Origin of the sequence: Bradyrhizobium sp. HKCCYLRH3059 (assembly GCF_051168035.1) — a bacterium.
In the GTDB taxonomy this organism is placed as follows: domain Bacteria; phylum Pseudomonadota; class Alphaproteobacteria; order Rhizobiales; family Xanthobacteraceae; genus Bradyrhizobium.
The window spans coordinates 73,668-98,800 of record NZ_JBNPUF010000006.1 but is presented as its reverse complement, the minus strand read 5'-3'; the positions used below and the strand labels follow the sequence as shown (position 1 = coordinate 98,800).

23 protein-coding genes and 1 tRNA gene are annotated in these 25,133 nt (G+C 65.5%); 9 read left to right on the top strand and 15 right to left on the bottom strand.

What is annotated here, in order from left to right; translation table 11 throughout:
• Positions 1-154: 154 nt before the first annotated feature.
• The 4 genes from clpX to ACQR13_RS19595 all read right to left on the bottom strand — a co-directional run bounded on the left by clpX (position 155) and on the right by ACQR13_RS19595 (position 4,420).
• A complete protein-coding gene (clpX, locus tag ACQR13_RS19610; protein WP_012044595.1) occupies positions 155-1,429 on the bottom strand; it encodes an ATP-dependent Clp protease ATP-binding subunit ClpX in 1,275 nt (424 codons plus the stop codon).
• Between the two features lie 444 nt (positions 1,430-1,873).
• Entirely contained in the window at positions 1,874-2,506 is a 633-nt protein-coding gene (locus ACQR13_RS19605; protein ID WP_315711531.1) for an ATP-dependent Clp protease proteolytic subunit, read from the bottom strand.
• 298 nt (positions 2,507-2,804) lie between these two features.
• On the bottom strand, positions 2,805-4,163 hold the full coding sequence (tig, locus tag ACQR13_RS19600) for a trigger factor (RefSeq protein ID WP_315711530.1): 1,359 nt from the start codon (positions 4,161-4,163) through the stop codon (positions 2,805-2,807).
• Between the two features lie 172 nt (positions 4,164-4,335).
• Positions 4,336-4,420 (bottom strand) — tRNA-Leu (locus ACQR13_RS19595).
• A 174-nt stretch (positions 4,421-4,594) separates the two neighbouring features.
• Here ACQR13_RS19595 and ACQR13_RS19590 point away from each other — a divergent pair.
• Both ACQR13_RS19590 and ACQR13_RS19585 read left to right on the top strand, forming a co-directional pair.
• Positions 4,595-5,899: a multicopper oxidase family protein gene (locus tag ACQR13_RS19590; protein ID WP_434843818.1), complete on the top strand. Its 1,305-nt coding sequence runs from the start codon at positions 4,595-4,597 to the stop codon at positions 5,897-5,899.
• Between the two features lie 27 nt (positions 5,900-5,926).
• On the top strand, positions 5,927-7,009 hold the full coding sequence (locus ACQR13_RS19585) for an enolase C-terminal domain-like protein (protein WP_434863123.1): 1,083 nt from the start codon (positions 5,927-5,929) through the stop codon (positions 7,007-7,009).
• A gap of 106 nt (positions 7,010-7,115) precedes the next feature.
• On the opposite strand, the gene ACQR13_RS19580 is transcribed toward ACQR13_RS19585, so the two are convergent.
• A complete protein-coding gene (locus ACQR13_RS19580) occupies positions 7,116-8,615 on the bottom strand; it encodes an NAD(P)H-hydrate dehydratase (RefSeq protein ID WP_434863122.1) in 1,500 nt (499 codons plus the stop codon).
• A gap of 538 nt (positions 8,616-9,153) precedes the next feature.
• On the opposite strand from ACQR13_RS19580, the gene ACQR13_RS19575 reads away from it, so the two are divergent.
• From ACQR13_RS19575 to ACQR13_RS19565, 3 genes are all read left to right on the top strand, one after another.
• Complete coding sequence (locus tag ACQR13_RS19575; protein ID WP_009027873.1) at positions 9,154-9,492, top strand: P-II family nitrogen regulator; 339 nt, start codon at positions 9,154-9,156, stop codon at positions 9,490-9,492.
• Between the two features lie 222 nt (positions 9,493-9,714).
• Positions 9,715-11,124, top strand: a complete 1,410-nt coding sequence (gene glnA, locus ACQR13_RS19570; protein ID WP_006611030.1) for a type I glutamate--ammonia ligase — start codon at positions 9,715-9,717, stop codon at positions 11,122-11,124.
• A 218-nt stretch (positions 11,125-11,342) separates the two neighbouring features.
• Complete coding sequence (locus tag ACQR13_RS19565) at positions 11,343-11,735, top strand: COG4315 family predicted lipoprotein (protein ID WP_434863121.1); 393 nt, start codon at positions 11,343-11,345, stop codon at positions 11,733-11,735.
• A gap of 426 nt (positions 11,736-12,161) precedes the next feature.
• Here ACQR13_RS19565 and ACQR13_RS19560 read toward each other — a convergent pair whose 3' ends face one another.
• The 3 genes from ACQR13_RS19560 to ACQR13_RS19550 all read right to left on the bottom strand — a co-directional run bounded on the left by ACQR13_RS19560 (position 12,162) and on the right by ACQR13_RS19550 (position 14,257).
• Entirely contained in the window at positions 12,162-12,737 is a 576-nt protein-coding gene (locus ACQR13_RS19560) for a hypothetical protein (RefSeq protein WP_410052617.1), read from the bottom strand.
• Between the two features lie 58 nt (positions 12,738-12,795).
• On the bottom strand, positions 12,796-13,404 hold the full coding sequence (locus ACQR13_RS19555) for a hypothetical protein (RefSeq protein ID WP_434863120.1): 609 nt from the start codon (positions 13,402-13,404) through the stop codon (positions 12,796-12,798).
• A gap of 82 nt (positions 13,405-13,486) precedes the next feature.
• A complete protein-coding gene (locus ACQR13_RS19550) occupies positions 13,487-14,257 on the bottom strand; it encodes a gamma-glutamyl-gamma-aminobutyrate hydrolase family protein (RefSeq protein WP_316175240.1) in 771 nt (256 codons plus the stop codon).
• A 235-nt stretch (positions 14,258-14,492) separates the two neighbouring features.
• On the opposite strand from ACQR13_RS19550, the gene ACQR13_RS19545 reads away from it, so the two are divergent.
• Positions 14,493-15,641 carry an AI-2E family transporter gene (locus ACQR13_RS19545; RefSeq protein ID WP_315711522.1) on the top strand — a complete coding sequence of 383 codons (1,149 nt, stop codon included), beginning with the start codon at positions 14,493-14,495 and terminating at the stop codon, positions 15,639-15,641.
• Positions 15,642-15,659: 18 nt separating this feature from the next.
• Here ACQR13_RS19545 and ACQR13_RS19540 read toward each other — a convergent pair whose 3' ends face one another.
• From ACQR13_RS19540 to ACQR13_RS19525, 4 genes are all read right to left on the bottom strand, one after another.
• Positions 15,660-16,829, bottom strand: coding sequence for a M20 aminoacylase family protein (locus tag ACQR13_RS19540; RefSeq protein ID WP_316175239.1), 1,170 nt, complete (start codon positions 16,827-16,829; stop codon positions 15,660-15,662).
• 161 nt (positions 16,830-16,990) lie between these two features.
• A complete protein-coding gene (locus ACQR13_RS19535; RefSeq protein WP_434863119.1) occupies positions 16,991-17,539 on the bottom strand; it encodes an HD domain-containing protein in 549 nt (182 codons plus the stop codon).
• 37 nt (positions 17,540-17,576) lie between these two features.
• Complete coding sequence (locus tag ACQR13_RS19530) at positions 17,577-17,879, bottom strand: antibiotic biosynthesis monooxygenase family protein (protein WP_434863118.1); 303 nt, start codon at positions 17,877-17,879, stop codon at positions 17,577-17,579.
• Between the two features lie 68 nt (positions 17,880-17,947).
• Complete coding sequence (locus ACQR13_RS19525; protein WP_434863117.1) at positions 17,948-19,171, bottom strand: diguanylate cyclase; 1,224 nt, start codon at positions 19,169-19,171, stop codon at positions 17,948-17,950.
• A 390-nt stretch (positions 19,172-19,561) separates the two neighbouring features.
• Between ACQR13_RS19525 and ACQR13_RS19520 the strand changes: the two genes are divergently transcribed.
• Entirely contained in the window at positions 19,562-21,661 is a 2,100-nt protein-coding gene (locus ACQR13_RS19520; protein WP_316226256.1) for a LamG-like jellyroll fold domain-containing protein, read from the top strand.
• A gap of 96 nt (positions 21,662-21,757) precedes the next feature.
• Here the strand turns inward: ACQR13_RS19520 and rpsI are convergent, their stop codons facing one another.
• The 3 genes from rpsI to ACQR13_RS19505 all read right to left on the bottom strand — a co-directional run bounded on the left by rpsI (position 21,758) and on the right by ACQR13_RS19505 (position 23,293).
• Positions 21,758-22,240, bottom strand: a complete 483-nt coding sequence (rpsI, locus tag ACQR13_RS19515) for a 30S ribosomal protein S9 (RefSeq protein ID WP_172109671.1) — start codon at positions 22,238-22,240, stop codon at positions 21,758-21,760.
• Position 22,241: 1 nt separating this feature from the next.
• Complete coding sequence (gene rplM, locus ACQR13_RS19510) at positions 22,242-22,706, bottom strand: 50S ribosomal protein L13 (protein WP_315711511.1); 465 nt, start codon at positions 22,704-22,706, stop codon at positions 22,242-22,244.
• Positions 22,707-22,864: 158 nt separating this feature from the next.
• A complete protein-coding gene (locus ACQR13_RS19505; protein ID WP_315750870.1) occupies positions 22,865-23,293 on the bottom strand; it encodes a PaaI family thioesterase in 429 nt (142 codons plus the stop codon).
• 70 nt (positions 23,294-23,363) lie between these two features.
• On the opposite strand from ACQR13_RS19505, the gene ACQR13_RS19500 reads away from it, so the two are divergent.
• On the top strand, positions 23,364-24,185 hold the full coding sequence (locus ACQR13_RS19500; protein WP_315750868.1) for an enoyl-CoA hydratase: 822 nt from the start codon (positions 23,364-23,366) through the stop codon (positions 24,183-24,185).
• Between the two features lie 239 nt (positions 24,186-24,424).
• Complete coding sequence (locus ACQR13_RS19495) at positions 24,425-25,009, top strand: CoA-binding protein (RefSeq protein WP_315750866.1); 585 nt, start codon at positions 24,425-24,427, stop codon at positions 25,007-25,009.
• Positions 25,010-25,133: the final 124 nt, after the last annotated feature.

Sequence of the window (25,133 nt, the reverse complement as noted above, 5' to 3'; positions counted from 1 at the left end):
CTATCGACCCGGGGGGTGTCAAGTATCGGTAAACACCCGCCAAAAATGGCTTTACGCGGCGGGACGCTGAAACGCGGCGATGCCGCGGACATGACGTCCGCGGCGATCGCCGATCTAATAAATCGAGGTCTTCTGTCTCTCGTACCAGCGCGCCTCACGCGCTGGCGCTGCTTTCCACCGCGCGATCGGAGCGATCGGCGTAAATGTACAGCGGGCGGGCGGTGCCCTCGACCACCTCGCGCGAGATGACCACTTCCTCGACACCCTCGAGACCCGGCAGGTCGAACATCGTCTCGAGCAGGATGCTCTCGAGGATCGACCGCAGACCACGCGCGCCGGTCTTGCGCTCGATGGCCTTGCGCGCCACCGCGCCCAGCGCCTCGTCGGCGAAGGTGAGCTCGATGTTCTCCATCTCGAACAGCCGCTGATACTGCTTCACCAGCGCGTTCTTGGGCTCGGTCAGGATCTTCTTCAGCGAGTTCTCGTCGAGGTCCTCGAGCGTCGCAACGACCGGAAGACGGCCGACGAACTCGGGGATCAGGCCGTACTTCAGGAGATCCTCAGGCTCGACGTGACGGAAGATCTCGCCGGTGCGGCGGTCCTCCGGCGCCAGAACCTGGGCGGCGAAGCCGATCGAGGTCGACCGGCCGCGCGCCGAGATGATCTTCTCGAGGCCGGAGAACGCACCACCGCAGATGAACAGGATGTTGGTGGTGTCGACCTGCAGGAACTCCTGCTGCGGATGCTTGCGGCCGCCCTGCGGCGGAACCGACGCAACCGTACCCTCCATGATCTTGAGCAGCGCCTGCTGGACGCCCTCGCCCGACACGTCGCGGGTGATCGAGGGATTGTCCGACTTGCGACTGATCTTGTCGATCTCGTCGATGTAGACAATGCCACGCTGCGCGCGCTCGACATTGTAGTCGGCCGCCTGCAACAGCTTCAGGATGATGTTCTCGACGTCCTCACCGACATAGCCGGCCTCGGTCAGGGTCGTCGCATCCGCCATCGTGAACGGCACGTCCAGGATGCGGGCGAGCGTCTGGGCGAGCAGCGTCTTACCCGAGCCGGTCGGACCGATCAGCAGGATGTTCGACTTGGCGAGCTCGACGTCCGAGTGCTTGGTCTGGTGATTCAGCCGCTTGTAGTGGTTGTGGACCGCGACCGAGAGCACCTTCTTCGCATGGTTCTGGCCGATGACGTAATCGTCCAGGACCTTGCAGATCTCCTTCGGGGTCGGAATCCCGTCGCGCGACTTGACCAGCGAGGACTTGTTCTCCTCGCGGATGATGTCCATGCAGAGTTCGACGCACTCGTCGCAGATGAAGACGGTTGGACCTGCGATCAGTTTGCGGACTTCGTGCTGGCTCTTGCCGCAGAACGAGCAATATAGCGTGTTCTTCGAGTCGCTCGTGCCGACCTTACTCATTCCTGTCTCCGTCCGCGGTTCGCTCTTGTCCGCTCGTTCGTCCCGATCCGGCACGGGCCGGACCAGACTGGTGAAAGAGCAAATTTCGTACCAAAATTAACACCTTGTTCTTCACCTGTCGTGAACCCACGACCTACGCGAATCCCCCACGATCCATAACTCGACACTCTAGCCAATCATGCTGTCATCCGACTATCAAGAATTCGCTAATCGGAGCACAGACCCTAGACCGTGACATTACCGTGATTTTGGGGCTTGACACGGCAATAACACGCGAAATCAGCGGAGCGTTGCGTGTTTGCCACGCCTATTTGCCGGCCGCACGGCAAGGTTGCGGCTCTTTTGGGACCCTACCTCAGCACCTTTGCCGACCGAAGCCGGTAAAGTAGCCGCCGTTACATCCCCGAGGCCCGTCCATCGGGCCCCGCGTCGCTTACTGGTGGCTCACTTGCCCATCGCCGCCGGATCTTCCGGCCGCTTGTCGATGACCTTGTCGATCAGGCCGAACTCCTGGGCGGCTTCCGCCGTGAGGAACTTGTCGCGCTCCAGGGCGTCCTCAATCGCCTTGTAGGGCTGGCCGGTGTGCTTGACGTAGATCTCGTTCAGCCGCTTCTTCAGGTTCAGGATCTCCTGGGCGTGCAGCATGATATCGGTCGCCTGGCCCTGGAACCCGCCGGACGGCTGATGCACCATGATGCGCGAGTTCGGCAGCGAGAAGCGCATGTCCTTGTGGCCGGCACAGAGCAGCAGCGAGCCCATCGAGGCCGCCTGGCCGGTGCACAGCGTCGACACCGCCGGACGGATGAACTGCATCGTGTCGTAGATCGCGAGGCCCGACGTCACCACGCCACCGGGCGAGTTGATGTACATCGCGATTTCCTTCTTCGGGTTCTCGGCCTCGAGGAACAGGAGCTGAGCGACGATCAGGGTCGCCATGCCGTCCTCGACCGGACCGGTCACGAAGATGATGCGCTCCTTCAGGAGGCGCGAGAAGATGTCGTAGGCGCGCTCGCCGCGGTTGGTCTGTTCGACCACCATAGGCACAAGGTTCATATAGGTTTCGACGGGATCGCGCATGAATCACCCAAGGGTTGGACCAGCAGTTGAGACGACCGGCCGCCGCAGGTGAGGCTCATTTCAACGAGCAGCGACGGACAGGTGTCCCGTGATGCAGAACTTCAAGACCGAGCCCACAGATATGGACCAATTTGCCGGTGACAAGACCGGGTGCCCTGGCCCGCCGCAAGCGAGGTCGTTGCCCTGTTCAAGCTGATTCCCGCGGCGGCGGCCAGCGCCGGAACCTGGACGACCGGCGCTTTCGCCGGTCAACCTTAATCTCGCGCTTATGTCGCGAACCCTACGATGGACAGCCTGATCAGGCCGCCTTGTCGCTGTCGTCGTCCTTGAACAGCTCGTCCTTGGAGACCTTCTTCTCGGTCACGTTGGCGAGTTCGAGGATGAAGTCGACGACCTTGTCCTCGTAGATTGGCGCGCGCAGCTGCGCGAGCGCCTGCGGGTTGCTGCGATAGAAGTCCCAGACCTCCTTCTCGCGGCCCGGCATCGAGCGCGCACGCTCGATCACGGCGCGGCTGACCTCGTCGTCGGTCACGGTGATCTTGTTCTTCTCGCCGATCTCCGACAGCACGAGGCCGAGGCGCACGCGGCGGTCGGCGATGGTGCGGTACTCCTCCTTCGCCTTGTCCTCGGTGGTGTTCTCGTCGGCGAAGGTCTTGCCGCTGGAATCCATCTCGGCCTTGACCGAGTTCCACATCAGGTTGAACTCCTCGTCGATCAGCGACGGCGGCGCATCGAACTTGTGGGTCTCGTCGAGACGGTCGAGCAGCGCGCGCTTGACGCGCTGGCGGGTCGCCTGGCTGAACTCGCCGGCGAGACGATCGCGCATCAACTGCTTCAGCTTGTCGAGCGATTCGAGGCCGAGCGTCTTGGCGAACTCATCGTCCACCACCTTGTCTTCGGGCGCCTCGATGGCGGTGGCGGTGGTTTCGAACTCCGCCGCCTTCCCGGCCAGCTCGTTGTTGAGATAATTGGTCGGGAACGTGACCTTCAGGGTGCGGGTCTCGCCGACGCCGATACCGATCAGCTGGTCCTCGAAGCCGGGAATGAAGGTGTTCGAGCCGATCACGACGTCGATGCCCTCACCCGTGCCGCCCTCGAAGGCGACGCCGTCGATCGTGCCCTTGAAGTTGATCTTCACGCGGTCACCGCTCGCGGCCTTCGCGCCCTCGGCCTTCGCCGCGTAGCTGCGGTTGGCATCGGCCAGGCGCTTGATCGCCTCATCGACATCGGCATCGGTGATGTCGGCCACCGGCTTCTCGACCGAGAAGGTCTTGAAGTCGGCGAGCGCAATCGCCGGCACGACCTCGACGGCCACGGTGTAGGTCAGGTCCGACTGGCCGGAGAGGATCTTCTCGACCTCGGCCTCCTCCGTCGGCATCGTCACCTTCGGCTCGGTGGCGAGCCGGAAGCCGCGCTCGGTGAAGATCTGCGTGTTGGTGTCGCGGATGGTCTGGTCGATGGTCTCCGCCATGACCGACTTGCCATAGATCTTCTTCAGATGCGCGACCGGCACCTTGCCGGGGCGGAAGCCGTTGATGCGGACCTTGTCCTTGAGATCGACCAGCTTGGCGTCCGCCTTGGCGTCGAGATCCGCCGCCGGAACGCTGATCTGGAACTCGTGCTTCAAGCCTTCCGACAAGGTTTCTGTGACCTGCATGGCGTCAATCTTCTTCCGCTTCGGTCCGAACCCTTGCGATCCGGACACATCTGACTCAATTGTGGACGACGCGCAGCAAAAGGCTTTGCGCCGGTGGGATCGGCGGCCCCGCTTCTCTGTGCGAGAGAGCGGGTCTGCCGGTAAAACTTGGGGCAAACGCCGGAGAAGCGCTTGGTGCGGGCGGAGGGACTCGAACCCCCACAACTTTCGTCACTGGAACCTAAATCCAGCGCGTCTACCAGTTCCGCCACGCCCGCGTGAACTGCATCGATAGCCCGGCCGCGGTGCCGCGGGCGGCGCGGCTTATACCACGCACGAAACCGTCCGCAGCAAAAAAATGGGCTGTCGAAAGCACCACCGGCAGGCCGATCGACCGTGTCGCACGCACAGATAAGGGAAAACAGCATGATCCGCATCCCCCTCATCGCACGATGTTTTGTCGCATGACGGAACCGTCGGAGGGGCTCAGCCGCCGCGCCCTGCTCGGCGGCCTTGCGGCAGCCGGCGCGGCCTCGTTTACCCGCTCGGCTCGGGCCGGTGGCCGAATCTCGGTTTCGTTGAACGCTCGCGGCGAATCTCTGGTGCTGGCCCAGGGACGCTCGGCCAGCCCGCTCTGGCGGCTGGCTGCACCGGCCCCGGTGGTCCGGCTCGCCCGCGGCACGGCGCTCGATCTTGACCTTTCGAATGGCCTTTCGATCCCGGCCGCATTGTCCAGCCGCGGCCTCGCTTTGCCCGCACCGCTGCTGGCGCAGGCGGAGATCGGCCCCGGCGGCCGGGCCACCATTCCAGCCCTGGCGTCGCGCGCCGGGACCGGCCTGCTCGACCTGCGGCTGCTCGCCGACGCCGTGCCGATCCGCCCGCTGCCTGTCATCGTCGATGAGGCCGCGACGGTAACTGTCGACCGCGACGAAATTTTCCTGGTCGAGGATTTCAGGCTCAAGGCGGACGGCACCGCGGTTGCGCCAAGAACCGAAGCGCAAGACACCGAGCTCATCTACACCGTCAATGGGCACGTCCAGCCCGAGATCGCGCTGCGGACCCATGAGCGGGTCAGGCTGCGGTTCATCAACGGCTGTCAACGCGCTGTGATTGCGATCAAAATCGCCGACCTCGACGCCGTCCGCGTGATGGCCATCGACGGCCAGCCGGCCGAGCCTTTCCTGGCTCGAAATGGCGCGGTGGTGCTGCCGCCCGGCGGCCGCACCGACGTCTTCATCGACATGCCCGCCGCCAAGACGGTGCTGGCCGTGCTGCTGCACGACGGCAGCAATCCGCGTCCCCTCGCCCGGCTGGTGGCATCGAGCGAGCCGCCGCTCCGTGCCGCCCCACTGCCGCCGGCGCCGCCTTTGCCGTCGAACGGGTTGCCGGACAAGCTGGACCTGAGGACCGCCGCTCGGGCCGAGCTCGCGCTCGACGGCGCCGGCTGGCAACCGCCCGCCGCGTTCAACGCCGCCGGCGCCCCCACCTTCCAGGCCAAGGCCGGCCAAGTGGTCGTGCTGGCATTGGCGAACAAGACCGCCGGCACCCATGTGGTCCACCTTCATGGCCAGCCGTTTCGGCTGCTCGACCGGCTCGACGACGGCTGGAAGCCCTATTGGCTCGACACGCTGGCGCTGGAGGCCGGCCAGACCCAGCGCATTGCATTCCTTGCCGAGCAATCCGGCCGGTTCCTGGTCGAGAGCATGGCGACCAACTGGGCGGCGCCGCGGCTGCTGCGGTGGTATGAGATCAGGTGAGGAAACGAACCTGAGGGAACAGTCCCCATGACCACTGCCGCCATCACCGGGGTCACGGCGCGCGCCGTGATCACGCCCATGCAGCGCCCCCTGCGCAACGCGTTCGGCATCATCGACTCCGGACCGCTGGTGCTGATCGACGTCGCAACCGATCAGGGGGTTACCGGCCATTCCTACCTGTTCGCTTACACCAGGCTCGCCTTGAAACCGCTGCTGCATCTGGTCGAGGAGATCAGCCGAGAGCTCAAAGGCCAAGCCCTGGTCCCGTTCGACCTGATGAAACTCATGGACGCCAAATTCCGCCTGCTCGGCTGGCAGGGCCTCGTCGGCATGGCCGTCTCGGGCCTCGACATGGCGTTCTGGGATGCGCTCGGTCAGCTCGCGGGCAAGCCCGTCGTCGAGCTGCTCGGCGGCACGGCGCGGCCGATTCCGGCCTATGACAGCTATGGCGTGCTCGATGCCAAGGACGACGAGCGCACCTTGCGCGCCGCGCGCGACGAGCACGGCTTCCGCGCCATCAAGACCAAGGGCGGTCATGGCGATCTCGCGACCGACGAAGCGATGATCAAGGGCCTGCGCGCCCTGCTCGGCCCGGACATGGCGCTGATGCTCGACTTCAACCAGTCGCTCGATCCCGCTGAGGCGACACGTCGAATTACCAACCTTGCTGCCTACGACCTGACCTGGATCGAGGAGCCGGTGCCGCAGGAAAACCTCTCCGGCCATGCCCGGGTGCGCGAGCGCTCGGAGATCCCGATCCAGGCCGGCGAGAACTGGTGGTTTCCGCGTGGCTTTGCCGAGGCGATCGCCGCCGGCGCCTCCGACTTCATCATGCCCGACCTGATGAAGGTCGGCGGCATCACCGGCTGGCTCAACGTCGCGGGGCAAGCCGACGCCGCCTCGATCCCGATGTCGAGTCACATCCTGCCCGAGGCGAGCGCCCATGTGCTGGCAGTGACGCCGACTGCGCACTGGCTCGAAGTGCTGGACTTCGCCGGCGCCATTCTCGCCGAGCCGCTGCGGGTGGTGGATGGCAAGGTGACAGCCAAAGGTCCCGGCCTTGGGCTCGCCTGGAACGAGAGCGCGGTGGCGAAATATCAGGTGACGTGAGCGGGTTCAGCCAAGAGCAGGACGCGCCGTCGCCGCCTCACCCCCAACTGTCATCGCCCGCCTTCGCGGGCATGACAGCGTGGTTGAGGCGACGACTCGCCCCTAATCAATACTCGACGCCGAACCGGTCATAGAGCCGCCGGAACACCGCAGGCAAGGTCTCCGTCAGATCCTCCGCGATCAGCCCCGGTCCCGCCTCGTTGCCCGCCTCGCCATGCATCCAGACGCCGATGCAGGCGGCCTCGAACGCCGGCACACCCTGCGCCAGCAAGCCGGCGATGATGCCGGCGAGCACGTCGCCGGCGCCGGCGGTGGCGAGCCAGGGCGGCGCGTTGGCGGCGATCGCGGCGCGGCCGTCGGGCGCGGCCACCGTCGTGTCGGCGCCCTTCAACAGCACCACGGCGCCGCAGCGCGCGGCCGCCGCGCGGACGCGCTCCAGCTTGGAGCGGCCGGGATGCTTGTTGCTGAGATCCGAGAACAGCCGCGGGAATTCGCCCTCGTGCGGCGTCAGCACGATCTGCGCCTCGGTCATCGCCCTGATCTGCTCGAACAACCGCTCCGGCGCATCGGCGAAGCTCGTCAATGCGTCGGCATCGAGCACGAGATGACGCTGCGCCGTCAGCGCGGTGTAGACGAGGTCGCGCGTGCGCTCGCTGACGCCGGTGCCGGGTCCGATGATGCAGGTGTTGTAGCGCTTGTCGCCGAGCAATTCGCCGAACGCGATCGCGGTGTCGGCGGCGCGCACCATCACCGCCGTCAGCGCCGCAGCATTGACCGCCAGCGCATCGCGCGGCGAGGCCAGCGTGACCAGGCCGGCGCCCGCCCGCAATGCGGCCCGCGCGGCCATCCGCGCCGCGCCCGTGGCGGTGACGTCGCCGGACATCGCCAGCACGTGCCCGCGGGCGTATTTGTGGCCGTCGATGCGTGGCACCGGAAAATGGCCCTCCCACAGCTCGGGATCGTTCTCGAAGGCCTGCGGCCTGATCTCGGCGAGCACCTGGGGATCGATGCCGATGTCGGCGAGCCGGACGCGCCCGCAATGCTGGCGGCCCGGCAGCAGCAGGTGCGCCGGCTTCTTGCGGAAGAAGGTCACCGTCTCGGTGGCGCGGACCGCGATGCCCATCACCGCGGCCGTGGTGCCGTTGATGCCGCTCGGCAGGTCGACGGCGAGCACCGGCGCGCCATTGCCGTTGATCGCTGCGATGACGTCATGGGGCTCGCCGGTGACGGGCCGGCTGAGACCTGCGCCGAACAGCGCGTCGATGATCAGCGCCGGCTTGCCGATCGCCTGCGGCGTGAACGGCAGCACCGGAAACTTCCAGCCCTTGGCGGCGGAGGCCGCGTCGCCGTGCAGCGCGTCGCGCTCGCACATCAGGATGACCGACACGTCCCTGCCCTGCGCGGCGAGCTCGGCCGCGGCAACGAAACCGTCGCCGCCATTGTTGCCCGGCCCACACACGACCACGATCGGCCCGGTCTCGACCAGGTCCATGGCCGCCTCGGCCACCGCCTGTCCGGCGCTCAGCATCAGCGAAAAGCCCGGCGTGCCGGCCGCGATGGTCAGCCGGTCGGCGCGCTCCATTTCGCTCGTGGTCAAGATGTCCATTACCGCTCTCGTCCCCAGCCGCCGTCTTGCGCCGGCTGCGTGATGTCGTCCCCGTCGCCTCGCAGCGGACGTCGGCGCCCCGTCCCTCGGAGCCGGTGCGGGCGAATCCCGCGCTCCCTATTGCCGCGCCAGCCCGCAACTTCCAAGGGCGCTGCACATCTGGCAAGACGCGACGAAACCCGGCACGTCGCCTTTTCCCTGGGCATTTCGGACAGCGCGCGGCCCCGCCGTCAAGACCTGCACAATGTTTGATCTGTTTGCCTAATCTCAAGGCTCCGGTATTCTAGACGTTCCTTGAGGGAATCGTCGGGTGCTGGTGAAATGCCTGAATATCGGCTCCATTTGGGCCCGTTAACGACTTGGCATAGACCCTGCTTTTGTGGAGCCACTTCGGCACGGGGCAAGTCGGGCAATCAATCACCGGGCCTCCGCCGGAGCGTGTTGGGCCCGGTAACGAAATGATCGAACGACTTGCGCGTGGGCGCAGCCTGACGATGACCCACATGTTGTTTATAGCGGAATGCCCGGGAGGCGCTCAGTGAAGAAGATCGAAGCCATCATCAAGCCGTTCAAGCTCGACGAGGTGAAGGAGGCGCTTCAGGAGGTGGGACTTCAGGGCATCACCGTTACCGAAGCGAAGGGTTTCGGCCGGCAAAAAGGCCATGCCGAGCTCTACCGGGGCGCCGAATACATCGTTGATTTCCTGCCCAAGGTGAAGATCGAGATCGTGATCGGCGACGACCTGGTCGAGCGCGCGATCGAGGCGATCCGCCGCGCCGCCCAGACCGGCCGCATCGGCGACGGCAAGATCTTCGTGTCCAACATCGAGGAAGCCATCCGCATCCGAACCGGAGAATCCGGGCTGGACGCGATCTAGCCTGATCGGGGGGCCTCAACGGACCGTCCGCTCCAGGCCCCCCACGGAACGTTTGCTGCGCCAGCAGCCCCCACGGCAGCTCGAGTGTCCTCTGCGAGGCGCTTGCACGCGGCCGTTTTGCCGTTTCCGATGTTGTCTTGGCTCCCGCACGAGGCTATGGAGCATGACCCGCGGACGCCGTCCCGCGCCGGGCCGTGACGTTATAAGCCAAGAGGGGTATTCATGAAGACCGCCAAGGACGTCTTGAAAGCAATCAAGGACAATGACGTCAAATACGTCGACCTCCGCTTCACCGACCCGCGGGGCAAGTGGCAGCACGTCACCTTCGACGTCAGCATGATCGACGAAGACATTTTTGCCGAAGGCACGATGTTCGACGGCTCCTCGATCGCCGGCTGGAAGGCGATCAATGAATCCGACATGTGCCTGATGCCCGACCCGGTGACCGCGACGATCGATCCGTTCTTCGCCGAAACCACCATGATCATCACCTGCGACGTGCTCGAGCCGACCACCGGCGAGCCGTACAACCGCGACCCCCGCGGCATCGCCAAGAAGGCCGAGGCGATGGTGAAGTCGATGGGCGTGGGCGACACCGTGTTCGTCGGCCCCGAAGCCGAGTTCTTCGTGTTCGACGACGTGCGCTATAGCTCGTCGCCCTACAACACCGGCTTCCGCCTGGACTCCTCGGAGCTGCCGACCAACTCCGACACCGAATATGAGGGCGGCAATCTCGGCCACCGCATCCGCACCAAGGCGGGCTACTTCCCGGTGCCGCCGCAGGACTCGGTGCAGGACATGCGCTCGGAGATGCTCGGCGCCATGGCCCGCATGGGCGTCAAGGTCGAGAAGCACCATCACGAGGTCGCTTCCGCCCAGCACGAGCTCGGCATGAAGTTCGACACGCTGACCTTGATGGCCGACCAGATGCAGATCTACAAATACTGCATCCATCAGGTCGCCCACATCTACGGCAAGACCGCCACCTTCATGCCGAAGCCGGTCTATGGCGACAACGGCTCGGGCATGCACGTCCACCAGTCGATCTGGAAGGACGGCAAGCCGGTGTTCGCGGGCAACAAGTATTCCGACCTGTCGGAGACCTGCCTGTCCTACATCGCCGGCATCATCAAGCACGCCAAGGCCATCAACGCCTTCACCAACCCGTCGACCAACTCCTACAAGCGTCTGGTCCCGGGCTATGAGGCGCCGGTGCTGCTCGCCTACTCCGCGCGCAACCGCTCGGCGTCCTGCCGCATCCCCTACACCTCGTCGCCGAAGGCCAAGCGCGTCGAGGTCCGCTTCCCCGATCCGCTCGCCAATCCCTATCTCGGCTTTGCCGCGATGCTGATGGCCGGCCTCGACGGCGTGAAGAACAAGCTCGATCCGGGCCCGGCGATGGACAAGGACCTCTACGACCTGCCGAAGGAAGAGCTGAAGCAGATCCCGACCGTCTGCGGCAGCTTGCGCGAGGCGCTCGAGAACCTCGACAAGGACCGCGCCTTCCTGAAGGCCGGCGGCGTGTTCGACGACGACTTCATCGACAGCTACATCGCGCTGAAGATGACCGAGGTCGAGCGCTTCGAAATGACCCCGCACCCGGTCGAGTTCGACATGTACTACTCGGGCTGACAGCCCGATTGATCGGCGGATGACGACACCAGGGCGCCCCTCACGGGGCGCCCTTTTCATTGGTGTCGCAGTGCCGTGCTGCGAATGCCAAGGCCGGCATGAGCGCCAGAACGGCGGTACGACATTCCTCCCAATGACGAATATGGACAGGCGCAAGGAATAGATCGGGCCGGAATGAGTTTCTATCCCTGTGATCCACACGCATTGGGAGATTTCGAATGACCAAGCTTTCGATCTCGCACCTCTTCCTGACCGCCGCAATCTCACTCGCGGCGATCTCGTCCGCCAGCGCGGCGCCTCCAACCAAGAGCGGCAGCAGCACGAAGGGTGACATCCTCACCGACAACAAGGGCATGACGCTCTACACGTTCGACAAGGACGTCGACGGCAAATCAGCCTGCAACGGTCCCTGCGCGACCAACTGGCCGGTCCTGAAAGCCGAAGCCAGCGACAAGGCCGACGCCAACTACACCATCATCACCCGGGACGACGGCTCCAGGCAGTGGGCTTACAAGGGCAAGCCGCTCTACACCTTCGCCAAGGATCAAAAGCCCGGCGACATCACAGGCGACGGCTTCCTGAACAACGCCTGGCATCTCGCAAAGCCCTGATCGCAGCCGCGCTCTCGCCACGCGCGGGACGAACTGCACGGATTGGGCTTGGCCGTAGGAGACGGCCGCTCTCGGAGAATCCGCCGGACGCGCCTGCGACCGGCGCCCATTGACGAGCGCTGCGTTGTCGTGGCTATCGAGAAACGCGGCAAGCTTTCCTGATGGAGATCTTGCCGCACCACCCCTGCCCCCAGCGCCCTTCACCGGGCGCCTTTTTTTGGTGGCTGCTCATCTGCGATGATCCAACGGGACTCGTCCTTCGAGACGCTCGGCTATCGCCAAGCTCCTTAAGGATGAGGAGATGGAGGTCGCGCAAGGCCGCGGTTTCTCCTCATGGTGAGGAGGCGCGCGCCCATGAGTCAATGAGATCATCCGACAGAAGTGCGCGCTATCTCGAACCATGAGGCCCGACGGCGCACTCAGCCGCTATTTTTCGGGAAAGCCCACCACGATCTGCTCGACCACCGGTCCCCATTTGCGCAACTCCGCCTTGTCGGATGCGATGCGATCACCGATCGGATTTCCCTCGTGGTCGTCACTGCCGAAGCGAACGCTGACGGAGCATCCACCCGGCAAAGGACGGCTCAGCGTGCCGCCTTTCCAGTCGACAACGAAGCCGCCACCATCGGTGAAGAACTCGCGGATCAGAAACGGCCTGCCATTGATCTTCTGCACCTCGGCCAAAGTGGAGCCGAGCGTCACGCCGGCAACGTTCCAATGACTCGTCTTGGAGTCGATCAAGGTGAGACGTGACACCCGCCGCATCGTCTCGTCAGCAAAGCCGATCTCGATACGCCAGTCCGGCACTTTTGGCGACAGCACGACGCCTTGATAGGTGATGTCCTCCACCCCGGTGAACAACCGGTCGTCTGTCACCGCCTCCTGGCCGTAGCGCTGCATCAGGCTCTTGGCGGAGTCCGTGACCGACACCGGCGAGGTGCAGGTGATCGGCCCATCGGCAGGCGGCGCGGTCTGTGCCCATGCCGGCGCAGCCAGAAGCATCAACAACAAGCTCGTTCGGCGCATGCTCATCCCGGTCAGTCCTGCGACTATGAAGCCATCACTTCGCGGCGAAATTGATGCCGATCTCGGTGACGACGGGCGCGAATTTCACCAGCGCCGGATTGTCGGACGACACCTTCACACCATCGCCCGAAAGCGCCCGCGGCGCGTCCTTGTCCCTGCCGAAGCGCACGGTGACCGAGCAGCCGCCCGGCAAGATGCGTCCCAGCGTGCCGTTCTTGAAGTCGGTGACGAAGCCGCCATAGTCCCAGCCGAAGCCTGAAACGACGAACGGCTTGCCATTGGCCTTCTGGACTGCGGCAAGGCTCGCACCGATCGTGATGCCTGCAACGCTCCAGCGGCTCGTCTTGGCCGTATCGCGCAAGGTGAGCCCGGACACCGTCGCGACCTTATCGTCGATGAAGCCGACCTCGATGCGCCGGTCCATCGCCCGCGGAAACAGCACGAGGCCCTTGTAGGTCTCGCCCTCGGCGCCCGGCAGATCCTGAACCACGGCCTCGTCGCCATAGCGCTGCTTGAGGCTGTTTGCCGAATCGGTGGCCGCGACCGGCGACGAGCAGGTGATCGGGCCTTCCATCGGCGGCGTGCCTTGGGCCAAGGCCGGAGCGGCGAGGAGCACAATGGCGACAGTCAGGACGTGGCGCATCACGGATTCCTTGTGACGAGCTCACGATGAGCCGTCTCTGCAGCTTCGTCTGCCGTTTTGGAAACCCGGTTCAGCCCCGACGTCAGGATGACAGATGCCGCTTCCTCACCGCCTCACCGAACGCCTCGAACAGCTTGCGATTGATCGGGTTCTTCTGCGGGTCATATTCGGCATGCCATTGCACGCCGAGCGCAAAGGATGGCGCGTCGGCGATGCGGATGGCCTCGATGGTGCCGTCCTCGGCGATGCCCTCGATCACGACGCGGTCGCCCGGCTCCAGGATGCCCTGACCATGCAGCGAATTGACCTTGATGCTGTCGCAGCCGAGGATGCTGGCGAAGGCACCGCCCGGCGTCAGCCGCACCTCGTGGCGATCGGCGAACACGACGTTGGGATCGGGATGGATCTCGCCGTTCTCCAGCCTCGGCATGCGGTGGTTCATGCGGCCGGGAATTTCGCGAATCTCCGGATGCAGCGAGCCGCCGAAGGCGACGTTCATCTCCTGCAAGCCGCGGCAGATGCCGAACAGCGGGATGCCTCTGGAGACGCAGGCTTCCGACAGCTGCAGCGCGACCTCGTCGCGGTGGACGTCGTAGGGCTCGTGCTTGAGGCTCGGCTCGGTATTGAAGCGGGTCGGATGCACATTGGCGCGGGCGCCGGTCAGCACCACGCCATCAACGACATCGAGCAGCGCGGCGATGTCGGTGATCTCGGGAACGCCGGCAAACATCAGCGGCAGCGCGCCCGCGACCTCGGCCACGGCGCTCAGGTTGCGCTCGCCCACCATCTGCACGGTGAACCTGTTCTCGACGCGATGGCTGTTGCCGATCACGCCGACCACCGGACGTTTCATTGTTTTTGTTTCTCTCCCCTCTTATGTGGCCGTTGGCGGCCGCGTCCGCCAGTGTGGCAGGCACAAATCATGCCCGCGTCGCACGGCAGGATCAACATATGGCCACGCGGGTCCCCAATGCCAATTCCGGACACCCCCGCAAGCGTCCTGCAGCGCCCCGCTTCCCCAAGCCTGCGCTTGATCCGCCAGCCGTTTTCGCCAATGTGTGGGGGCCGATCAGCACAGAGGATGCCTCATGACCGCCCCCGCCGACCCACGCCTCCAGGCCCGCAGCGACCTGGCCTGGGCCATTGCCGTGGGCGGCATCGGGGTAACCCTGTTCATGGCCGGCATGGCCTTCACCTGGTATTACGCGGCTGCGATCTTCCTGTTGTTCGCGGGCATGCTGCTCGGCGTCGCGCTCAACGCGATGACCAGCCTGCTCGGCCGCGTCCTGCCCTGGCCGCATCCGGCGCGGCTCGTCATCGTCTGCCTGGCGCTCGCGGCCGTGCTCGTCGGCATCGTCTTCCTCGGCGGCACCACCATCGCGGACCAGGCCAAGGTGCTGAGCGATACGATCAAGTCGCAGCTCGGCAACATCAAGGGCTTCCTCGACCGCAACGGCATCGACACCAGCTTCTTCGACTTCAACGCCGCGAGCACGGCCACTGCCGCGCCTGATGGCGGCTCGACCACACCGACCCAGACGCCGTCCCATGGCCTGCCGGGCGGCCTGCCCTCGCCGAGCGCGCTGGCCTCCTCCGGCGGCGCCATCGTCAGCCAGACCTTCAAGCTGCTGCTCGGCACCGTCAGCGCCGTCGGCAACTTCTTCATCGTGCTGTTCCTGGGATTGGCCTTCGCGGCCCAGCCGGCGGTCTACCGCAGCGGATTGCTTTTCCTGGCGCCGGCGAAGTACCGGGACCAGGCCACCGTGATCGTGGACCGCATCAGCTACACGCTGGAACGCTGGCTGATCGCCCAGATCACGACGATGTTCGCAGTCTTCCTCGTCACCTGGATCGGCCTCGCCATCATCGGCGTGCAGAGCTCGTTCATCCTGGGCATCCAGGCCGGCCTGCTGGCGTTCATTCCGACCGTCGGCGCGATCATCGCCGGCGTCATCGTGGTGCTGGCGAGCCTCGCCTCCGGCTGGGTCGCAGCGGTCAGCGCCTTCGTGCTGTTCCTCGGCGTGCACGCGATGGAGAGCTACGTGCTGACGCCGCTGATCCAGCGCCAGGCGCTGGACATCCCGCCGGCCACGCTGTTTGCGTTCCAGATCCTGCTCGGCATCGTGTTCGGCGTCTGGGGCCTGACCCTGGCGCTGCCGCTGATGGCGATCGCCAAGGTCATGATCGACTATTTCAAGAGCGACCGCCGCACCGAGGACGCCGCGGCCGCGATCTGAGGCCCGGTCAGAGCTCGCTCAGCCGGCCGGCATCGCGGTCTCGACCAGCTTGGCCCAATAGCTGATGCCGTGCGGAATCACGTCGTCGTTGAAATCATATTCCGGGTGATGCACGCCGGCCCCATCGCCGATGCCCATGAAGACGAACGCGCCGGGCCGCGCCTGCAGCATGTAGGCGAAGTCCTCGCCGCCGAGCCGGGGCGGCATGTCGATGATGACCTGATCCGGCCCGACGACGCTGCGCGCCACGTCGGCCGCGAACGCGGTCTGCTCTGCATGGTTGATGACGACCGGATAGCCCCATTCGTAGTCGATTTCCGCCTCCACGCCCATGCCGCTCGCGAGCGCCGTCACCAGGCCCTTGAAGCGTTCGTCCATTAAGCGGCGGATGTCCTCATCGAGCGTGCGCACGGTGCCGCCGATGACAGCGGTCTGCGGAATGATGTTGTCGGCGGTCGTCCCCGCGTGAAAGCGCGTGATCGACAGCACCGCGCTTTCGACCGGATCGACGTTGCGCGCCACGATCGTCTGCAGCGCGGTCACGATCTGCGCGCCGGCGATGATCGGATCGACGCATTTGTTCGGCCGCGCGGCGTGGCCGCCGAGGCCCTTCAGACGCACCTCGAAGGTGTCGGCCGCGGCCATCACGGCGCCGGTGCGCGTCGCGACCGTTCCGAGCGGCAGGCCCGGCGCATTGTGCAGGCCGTAGACCTCCTCGATGCCGAAGCGCTCCATCAGGCCATCCTCGACCATCGCACGGCCACCGGCCCCACCCTCCTCGGCTGGCTGGAAGATGACGATGGCCGTGCCGGCGAAGTTGCGCGTCTCGGCGAGATAGCGCGCCGCGCCCAGCAGCATCGCGGTGTGGCCGTCATGGCCGCAGGCGTGCATCTTGCCGGGAATGGTGGACTTGTGCGGGATGTCGCTGACCTCCTGCAGCGGCAGCGCGTCCATGTCGGCGCGCAGGCCGATCACCCGCGGCGACGACTCGCGGCCGCGGATGACGCCGACGACGCCGGTCCGGCCGATGCCGGTGACGACCTCGTCGACACCGAACGAGGTCAAGAGCTCGGCGACGCGCCCGGCCGTCCGATGCACCTCATATTGGAGCTCGGGATGCTGGTGGAAATCGCGGCGCCAGACCTTGGCGTCTTCCGCCAGCTCGGCGGCGCGGTTGATGATCGGCATGACGGAGTTCCAGAAAATGGGGAGCACGTCATGGCGACGCGCATGTCATCTCATTGCATGTCGGGCCACGGCAAAAGACAAGCGCTATCAGCACATGCAATGCTGCACGGGCTGCATTGCCGCGGCGACGCGGCCGCGCGAAACGCCTGAGCCGATCCTGCTTATGATCGAAGGCCGTGCAGCTCGCGCGCGAGGTTGGCCCGCGCCTTCTGGTCGAGCGCAGCGGCAAAGCTCGCATCCGGATAGATCACGGGGCGCCGCGCGAACCGCTCCAGCACCGCCGCGCGCCCGGCGCGGTAGGCGTCGTCCGGCACATCAGCATATTCGCGCCGGATCGCATCCGCGTAGACGTCGTAGCTGGCCTCGTCGGTGCCGAGAATGGCGAGATCGATCGAGACGAGCAGCGCGCCAAGCCGATCGTCGGGCGCGACATCGTGCGTCCGGGTCAGCCGGATCAGGCGTCCGACCTCGTCGCGCAGCGCGGGCGCGACGTGACGCTCGGCAAGGATGGCGCTCTGCTCTTCATTGTCGGACCGCGTGGGATCATACACGGCGTCGTGCCACCAGATCGCCAGCGTTAGGACCTCGCGCTCGCGGACGCTGAGGTCCGCGACGCGATCGAGCTGGTCCAGGCAATCCTGGACGTGGCGAAGATCGTGGTAGTGCCGTCCCCCGGCAGAGTAGGCTTCGACCAGATCGTCATGCGTCATGTTGTGTTCCGTGGCGGAGCAGCGCTGACGCGCGGCCTCAGCCGGCCGAGGTCAGCACCGTCTCGGTGTGCTCGACATCCGGAGGATTGGCAAAATACTGCCCGACCAGGCCGCGCCATTCGGTGAAGTTCTCCGAGCCGCGGAAATCGACCGTATGGTTTTCGAGCGTTTCCCACTTCACCATCAGGCGGTAGCGCTGCGGCTTCTCGATCGATCTGTGCAGCTCGAAGCCGTGAAAGCCCTTGGAGCGGCCGAAGGCGGCGCGTGCTTTCGCGACCGCGGCCTCGAAATCCTTCTCCGTGCCCGGCTTGACGTCGATCTGGGCGATTTCCGTGATCATGTTCTGTCGGCCTCCCCTGGTGTGGGCCGCTTGTCTAGCCCAGACCTCGGGAGAGCGAAAGCCGCACCTCAGCTGGACAACACCGCCTCTCCCGACTGCGGCAGGCTGGCAGCCGCGGCAGCGCGCTGGCGGCGGTAGCGGTCGAGCGACAGCGGCAGCTCCGCCGAGGCCTCGACCCGGTTGCGACCGGAGCGCTTGGCCTTGTAGAGCGCGGTATCGGCGGCCGCGAGCAGCACGTCGAGATCGGTCCCGCCCGGCCCGCCGGCGACGCCGATGCTGACGGTGGTATCGACCGGCTTGTCCTCGCACACCACGCCGGAGGCCGCGAACGCCTCGCGGACACGCTCGGCGGCGACCATGGCCTCTTCGATGGAACAGGGCAGAAGTGCTGCGAACTCCTCGCCGCCGATCCGGCCCGAGAGATCGGTGAGGCGCAGATTGTTGACCACGACGTTTGCGAACAGCTTCAGGACCTCGTCGCCCTCGGCGTGACCGAAGCGGTCGTTGATCGACTTGAAATGATCGATGTCGAAGATCAGCACGCTGACCGGGCGCTGCTCGCGCGCCTCGCGCTCGATCAGCTGCGCGCAGGACTCGGCAAAGCCGCGGCGGTTGAGCAGGCCCGTCAACGGGTCGGTGGTCGCCGCGCGCTTGTGGGCGCTGACGATGCGCTCGGACACCAGCATGAAGATCACGAACACGGTGCCGACCGCATAGAGCACGAGCTCGATCGAGAAGATCGTGACCCAGGCCGCGGCGAAGGCGCCGTCGGAATCGCGCAGCACGTTGCCGAGCAGGATCGGCAGCATCAGCACGAAGCCATGCATCACCGGCACGATCAGCGCCGGCCAGCGCTTGTGCAAGGTCCGCCGCCGCTCCTGCCACAGCTCGGCCGCGGTCAGCATGGCGTAGATCACGACGATCGCTGCGCCGATCGTCAGCCGCAGCGCCTGCGCCGACGCATCGAGCAGCATGCCGCTGGCGATCCAGACCGTCGCGCCGAGCACGAGCCCGGGCACGCTCGCCGGCTTGCCGTGGAACACGCGCGCGGCGTTCCACACCATGGCGGTGGCGATCAGGCCGATGGAGCTCAGGAACAGCGACACCACCTCGCCGTAGAGCTCGCCGATCAAGGTCCACAGCGCGATCGCGACCGCGCCGAGGACGTAGGCCGCGCCCCACCAGCGCAGCGCCGGCGTGTTCTCCTGCCGGCCGAAGTGGAGCAACATAGCGCCAAGCAGCGCTGCGACCATGGTCGCTACGATGTCGAGCGTCATGCTATCAAGCGCCATCGATCACCTCGCTTGCTGCGGCGGCGCGGAAATTCAGGGTTAGCGCGGCCTTATCGCGATCAACCTAGCGGGCGGTTTGTTGGAAAGAGGTTTGCCTGGGATACCAAGTTTTCTCGAAAAGCTCGGCACAACTCGTCAGCAAATTGCTGCGCAAGAAATCTGCAAACAGGATTCAAAAATGCCGGGGCAATCCGCGCGACCGCCCGCCCTGATTGTACACGGCACAGCGTCATTCATTGATAGTTGTGCGCCCCATCGTGCGGAATCAATGGTTTCCCGTCCTGCGGCGAACACTCATCGAAACGATAAGAAACCTTCTCAAATTTGAGATCATCTCTCCCTAACACGTCCCGACCGCGGCGCGATCCGCCGCTCGAGGTGGGGACAAGGATGTCTTTCGACGACGATTCATCGAACAACAAGGCGGCCGCAGGCGATCATCCGGCGCGCGACCCGCAGCCGGCGCAGGGCGTCGATCGCCGCACCCTGCTGCGCAATGCCATGGGCGTCTCGGCGCTCGGCCTCGGCGCCAGCCTGCTGCCCGGCCAGGCGGCGCACGCGCATTGGCGCATGCACCGTCACCATCGTCACGTCACGACCAGCTTCGCGCTCGCCGTCCTTCCCGATACGCAGTTCTACTCGCGCTATGCGACGTCAGAAGAAGGCCAGGCCTATCAGCGGCAATATGGCAGCACGCCCTACCCCGCGCAGACGCAGTTCATCGTCGACAACGCCGCGAAGTACCACATCCCGTTCACGATCCACCTCGGCGACGTCGTCGACCAGTCCAAGCATCCGCAGCAATGGGCGGTCGCCGATGCCGCGATGAAGCTCTTAGAGAACGCCGGCCGGCCGTATTCGGTGCTCGCGGGCAATCACGACGTGCTTTCGGCGCTGGAATTCGAGAACGCGGCGAGCCAGGGCGCGGGCACCGATGCGCAGCGCGGCGCGTCCGAGCCTTATCTCACATGGTTTCCGACGAGCCGCGCCGCGAAGCAGCGGACCTTCCTGGAGCGGCATCCGAGCGGCTGGCACGAGGCGCATGTGTTCCATGCCTGCGGCGTCAGTTTCATGGTGCTGTCGCTGTCGTGGCGCGCCTCGGACGATGCGATCGCCTGGGCGCGCAGCATGATCGCGCGGCATCCGATGCTGCCGGTGATCCTCGCCAATCACCAGTTGCTGAACATCGCCAATGACGGCACGAGCCCGCTCGAGGTCGCCTACGGCCAGTACCTGTGGGAGAAGCTGATCCGCAGCAACGACCAGATCTTCATGACCCTGAACGGCCACTATCACGGTGGCGCGCTGCTGACGAAGATCAACGACTTCCACAACCCCGTCCACCAGATGGTGGTCGACTATCAGATGGCCTATCAGGGCGGCAACGGCCTGATGCGGCTGTACGAGTTCGACTTCACGGCCAACAAGATCGACGTCGCCTCGTTCTCGCCCTGGGTGGTCGAGAAGCCGAAGGACAGCCTGAAGCAGTTCGACCGCGCCTGGCTGTCCGAGGACAATCACGCGTTCTCGATTCCCATCGACTTCCACCGGCGGTTTTCACGCTTCACCAATTTCAGCCATCTGCCGGCCTTCGCCGGCACGCCGATCCTGCCGCGCCTCAAGCAGGATCTCTACGCCAACTACACCGAGGCGCCCGAACCGGTGGTGGTGCCGCCCGCGAACGAGCAGGACTATCCGCTCGTGGCCGAGACCGTTGCGCATTGGCGGATCACGTCGTCGGCGATCGGCAGGGCCGTGGCCGCCGGCACCGCGCTGTCGGACCTCACCGCCGCCAACCCGATGCAGCGCGCCACGCTCGCGGGTGCCGCGGAGGTCGCCGACGTCGTCTTCACAGCCGACAAGCATCGCCTGTCGTCGGCGCCGGGCAGCGTGCAGTTCCTCAACACGACCAAGCAGGGCGCCGGCCGCTTCAGCTGGTTCACGACCGCGGCCAACGCGCCGATCAACGCGGCAACGTTCGCATCCGGCTACACCGTCGAAGCCTTCGTCAAGATCGATCCGAACTGGAAGGCCGCCGACCACGCCTGGTGCAACATCCTGACCCGCTTCGGCAACCGCGGCTGGCTGCCGGGCTACGCCGGCGGCGATCCGGAATCGCCGCCGATCCTGTTTGCGATCTCGAACCTGCGCGAGGTGCAGTGGGAGATCGTGCCGTCGAGTTCGACCCAGCAGCCGCAGACCGACTGGTCCGGCGAGATCATGCTCGACACCTGGTATCACCTCGCGATCGTCAACGATCCCGCCGACAATTCGACCGTGCTCTACATCGAGGGCGCGCCGGTCGTGCGCAGCGTCATCGGCGGCAACGGCATCGCCTCGACGGCGGCGTCGCAGCCCTGGGCACTCGGCTGCGGCTGGTGGGACCGCGCGCCGTCGGACGGCTTCATCGGCAGCATCGGCGAGGTCCGCGTGGTGTCGAAACCGCTGGCGCCGAGCCAATGGCTGACCGCGCGCCGCGCCAGCGCCTGACCCGCGCAAGCCTGCGTCAAAAGCAAAACGGGCGCCCGCGAGGGCGCCCGTTCGTATTTGAAGCTGATGGATCCGGGCGGAGCCGGAGCCAGGCGATCAGCGCTTCGAGAACTGGAAGGAGCGGCGGGCCTTGGCCTTGCCGTACTTCTTACGCTCGACGACGCGCGAGTCGCGGGTCAGGAAGCCGCCCTTCTTGAGGACGCCGCGCAGCTCCGGCTCGAAATTCGTCAGCGCCTTGGACAGGCCGTGACGGACCGCACCGGCCTGGCCGGACAGGCCGCCGCCGGCGACCGTGCAGATCACGTCGTACTGGCCCTTGCGGGCAGCGACGACCATCGGCTGCTCGATCATCATGCGAAGCACCGGACGGGCGAAGTAGACCTCGATGTCGCGGGTGTTGACGGTGACCTTGCCGGAGCCCGGCTTGATCCAGACGCGGGCGACCGCGTCCTTGCGCTTGCCGGTGGCATAGGCGCGGCCGAACTTGTCGACCTTCTTCTCATACTTCGGAGCGTCGGGAGCCGTGACGGCACCCTTGAGCTGCGACAGCTGATCGAGAGACTGGATGCTTTCGGCCATCTTATGCGGCCCTCGTGTTCTTGCGGTTCAACTTGGCGATGTCGATCTTCTCGGGGTTCTGCGCTTCGTGCGGATGATCGGGTCCGCCATAGACACGCAGATTGCCCATCTGCACGCGGCCGAGCGGCCCGCGCGGGATCATGCGCTCGATGGCCTTCTCGATCACGCGCTCGGGGAAGCGGCCCTCGAGGATCTGGCGCGCGGTGCGCTCCTTGACGTGGCCGACATAGCCGGTGTGCTTGTAGTACACCTTCTGCTCGCGCTTGCGGCCGGTCAGCACGGCGTGCGCGGCATTGACGATGATGACGTTGTCGCCGCAGTCGACGTGCGGCGTGTAGATCGGGAGGTGCTTGCCGCGCAGCCGCATGGCGACCAGCGTGGCGAGACGGCCGACGACCAGACCCTTGGCGTCGATCACGACCCACTTCTTCTGGACCTCGGCCGGCTTTGCCGAAAAGGTTTTCATGAGAGATATCCGTGACAGGGAGAATGCGGCGCGGGTGACGCACCGAACTGGTCGCAGCTTCTAGAGAAGCGGCCTGCATTCGTCAACGCCATCGGCGTCAAATTAATGCAACAAAAACAGCAGCTTGCAAATATGGTGCAATAATACCCTCGAAAACCCTACGCATTCGGAATGGAATAGGTCGCCGTGACATGGGCGATCGGATCGGGCGATTCCCCTGACAGCAGCATGACTTCGCCGACCGCGAGCCGCTTGCCGAGCTTGAGCAGCCGCGCCTCCGCCAGCACATCGGCGCCGGCCGCGCCCTTGCGCAGGAAGTTGATGTTGAGATTCGTGGTCACCGCAAGACCGACCGGACCGATCGCCGACAAGAGCACCACGTACATCGCGAAATCGGCCAGCGCCATCAATGTCGGCCCGGAGACGGTGCCGCCGGGGCGCAACATGCGCTCATTGAAGCGCTGGCGCATCCGGCAGCTCTTGCCGTCGGCGCTCTCGATCGAAATGTCACCGCCGGTGCGGAACGCCTGGGGAAATTCCGCGTGCAGGAACGCTTCCAGCTCCGCGATGGTCATCTTCGCCGTCATCTCTCCCCCTGCTCTCGTCGTTGCTCATCTGTTACATTAGCTGCATCGATGCGCCCATATGGAAATCGCAATGTCCGTCCCTGCCCTCGCCGACGCCGCCGATACGCCGATTCTGTTGCGCGAGATGGCGGGCCCCGTCGCCGTGCTCACGCTCAACCGCCCGGCACAGCGCAACAGCCTGTCGGAGCCGCTGATCGCAGAGCTGCATCGGGCCCTGGCCGAGATCGGCGCCGACAAGGCCGTGCGCGCCGTGGTGATCGCAGCGAATGGCCCTGCGTTCTGCGCCGGCCATGACCTCAAGGAACTCACCGCGCATCGCAGCGAGGCCGACCGCGGCCGCGCCTTCTTCGCCCGGCTGATGAACGCCTGCAGCGCGATGATGCAGGCGATCGTGCATCTGCCCAAGCCGGTTGTCGCGTCCGTGCAGGGCATCGCCACCGCCGCCGGCTGTCAACTGGTCGCGAGCTGCGATCTCGCCGTCGCCTCCGAGCGCGCCTCGTTCGCCACGCCCGGCGTCGACATCGGCCTGTTCTGCTCGACGCCGATGGTGGCGCTGTCGCGCAACGTACCCCGCAAGCAGGCGATGGAGATGCTGCTGACCGGCGAGCCGGTTCCCGCTGTCCGCGCCCGCGAATTGGGCCTCGTCAACCGCGTGGTCACGGCCGGCACGGAACGCGACACCGCGATTGCGCTGGCACAACAAGTGGCGCGCAAATCGGCCTATACGATCAAGCTCGGCAAGGAGGCATTCTACCGCCAGGCCGAGATGAGCCTTGCCGACGCCTATCGCTATGCGGCAGAGGTGATGACGCAGAACATGCTCGCCCGCGACGCCGAGGAAGGCATCGGCGCCTTCATCGAGAAGCGGACGCCGAATTGGCGGGACGAGTGAAGCTCGCCCTGCTCTCTCCTTCGTCATTGCGAGCGCAGCGAAGCAATCCAGAGTCCCGCTCGAGCCCCTGGATTGCTTCGTCGCAAGTGCTCCTCGCAATGACAGAAACTGAAACTGGCTCGTCATTCCGGGGCGCCCGGAGGGCGAGCCCGGAATCCATAACCACGATCGGGAGTATGGATTCCGGGCTCGTGCTGCGCACGCCCCGGAATGACAATAACTAATAGAAGCGTCCCGCCATGAATCACGACACCTATCCCGACGACTACATCCGCGGCATTCTCAACGGCGTGAAGGTGATCGCGATGGTCGGCGCCTCGCCGTCGGAGATCCGGCCGAGCTTCTTCGCCTTCAAATATCTGGTGCAGCGCGGCTACGACATGATCCCGGTGAACCCCGGCCATGTCGGCAAGAGCCTGATGGGCCGCCCCTTCGTCGCCTCGCTCGCCGACATTGGCCGCCCGCTCGACATGGTCGACATCTTCCGGAGCTCGCAGCACATCATGCCCGTCGTCGACGAGGCGCTGAAGCTCTCACCTTTGCCGAAGGTGATCTGGATGCAGCTCGGCGCGCGTGACGATGCGGCGGCCGAAAAGGCCGAGGCCGCTGGACTGAAGGTCGTGATGAACCGCTGCCCCAAGATCGAATATGGCCGGCTGTCGTCGGAGATCTCCTGGATGGGCGTCAACTCGCGCACCATCAGCGCCAAGCGCGCGCCGATCCCGACCCAAGGCATGCGGCTGTCGCTGAACCGCACCAGCGTCGGCGGCGGCACGACGGCCGCGGCCGACCGCGCCGCGAAGAACAGAAGCGATCCCGCCTGACGCATCTGCGAAAGGAACGTGTCGCGACGACGGCGCGACACAGCAGCGCATTTCAAATCGGAGCGATCGGCGCCGGCAGCCTTGACGCCATCCTGGCCGCTGGCAAATGTCCTCCGCCGGGATG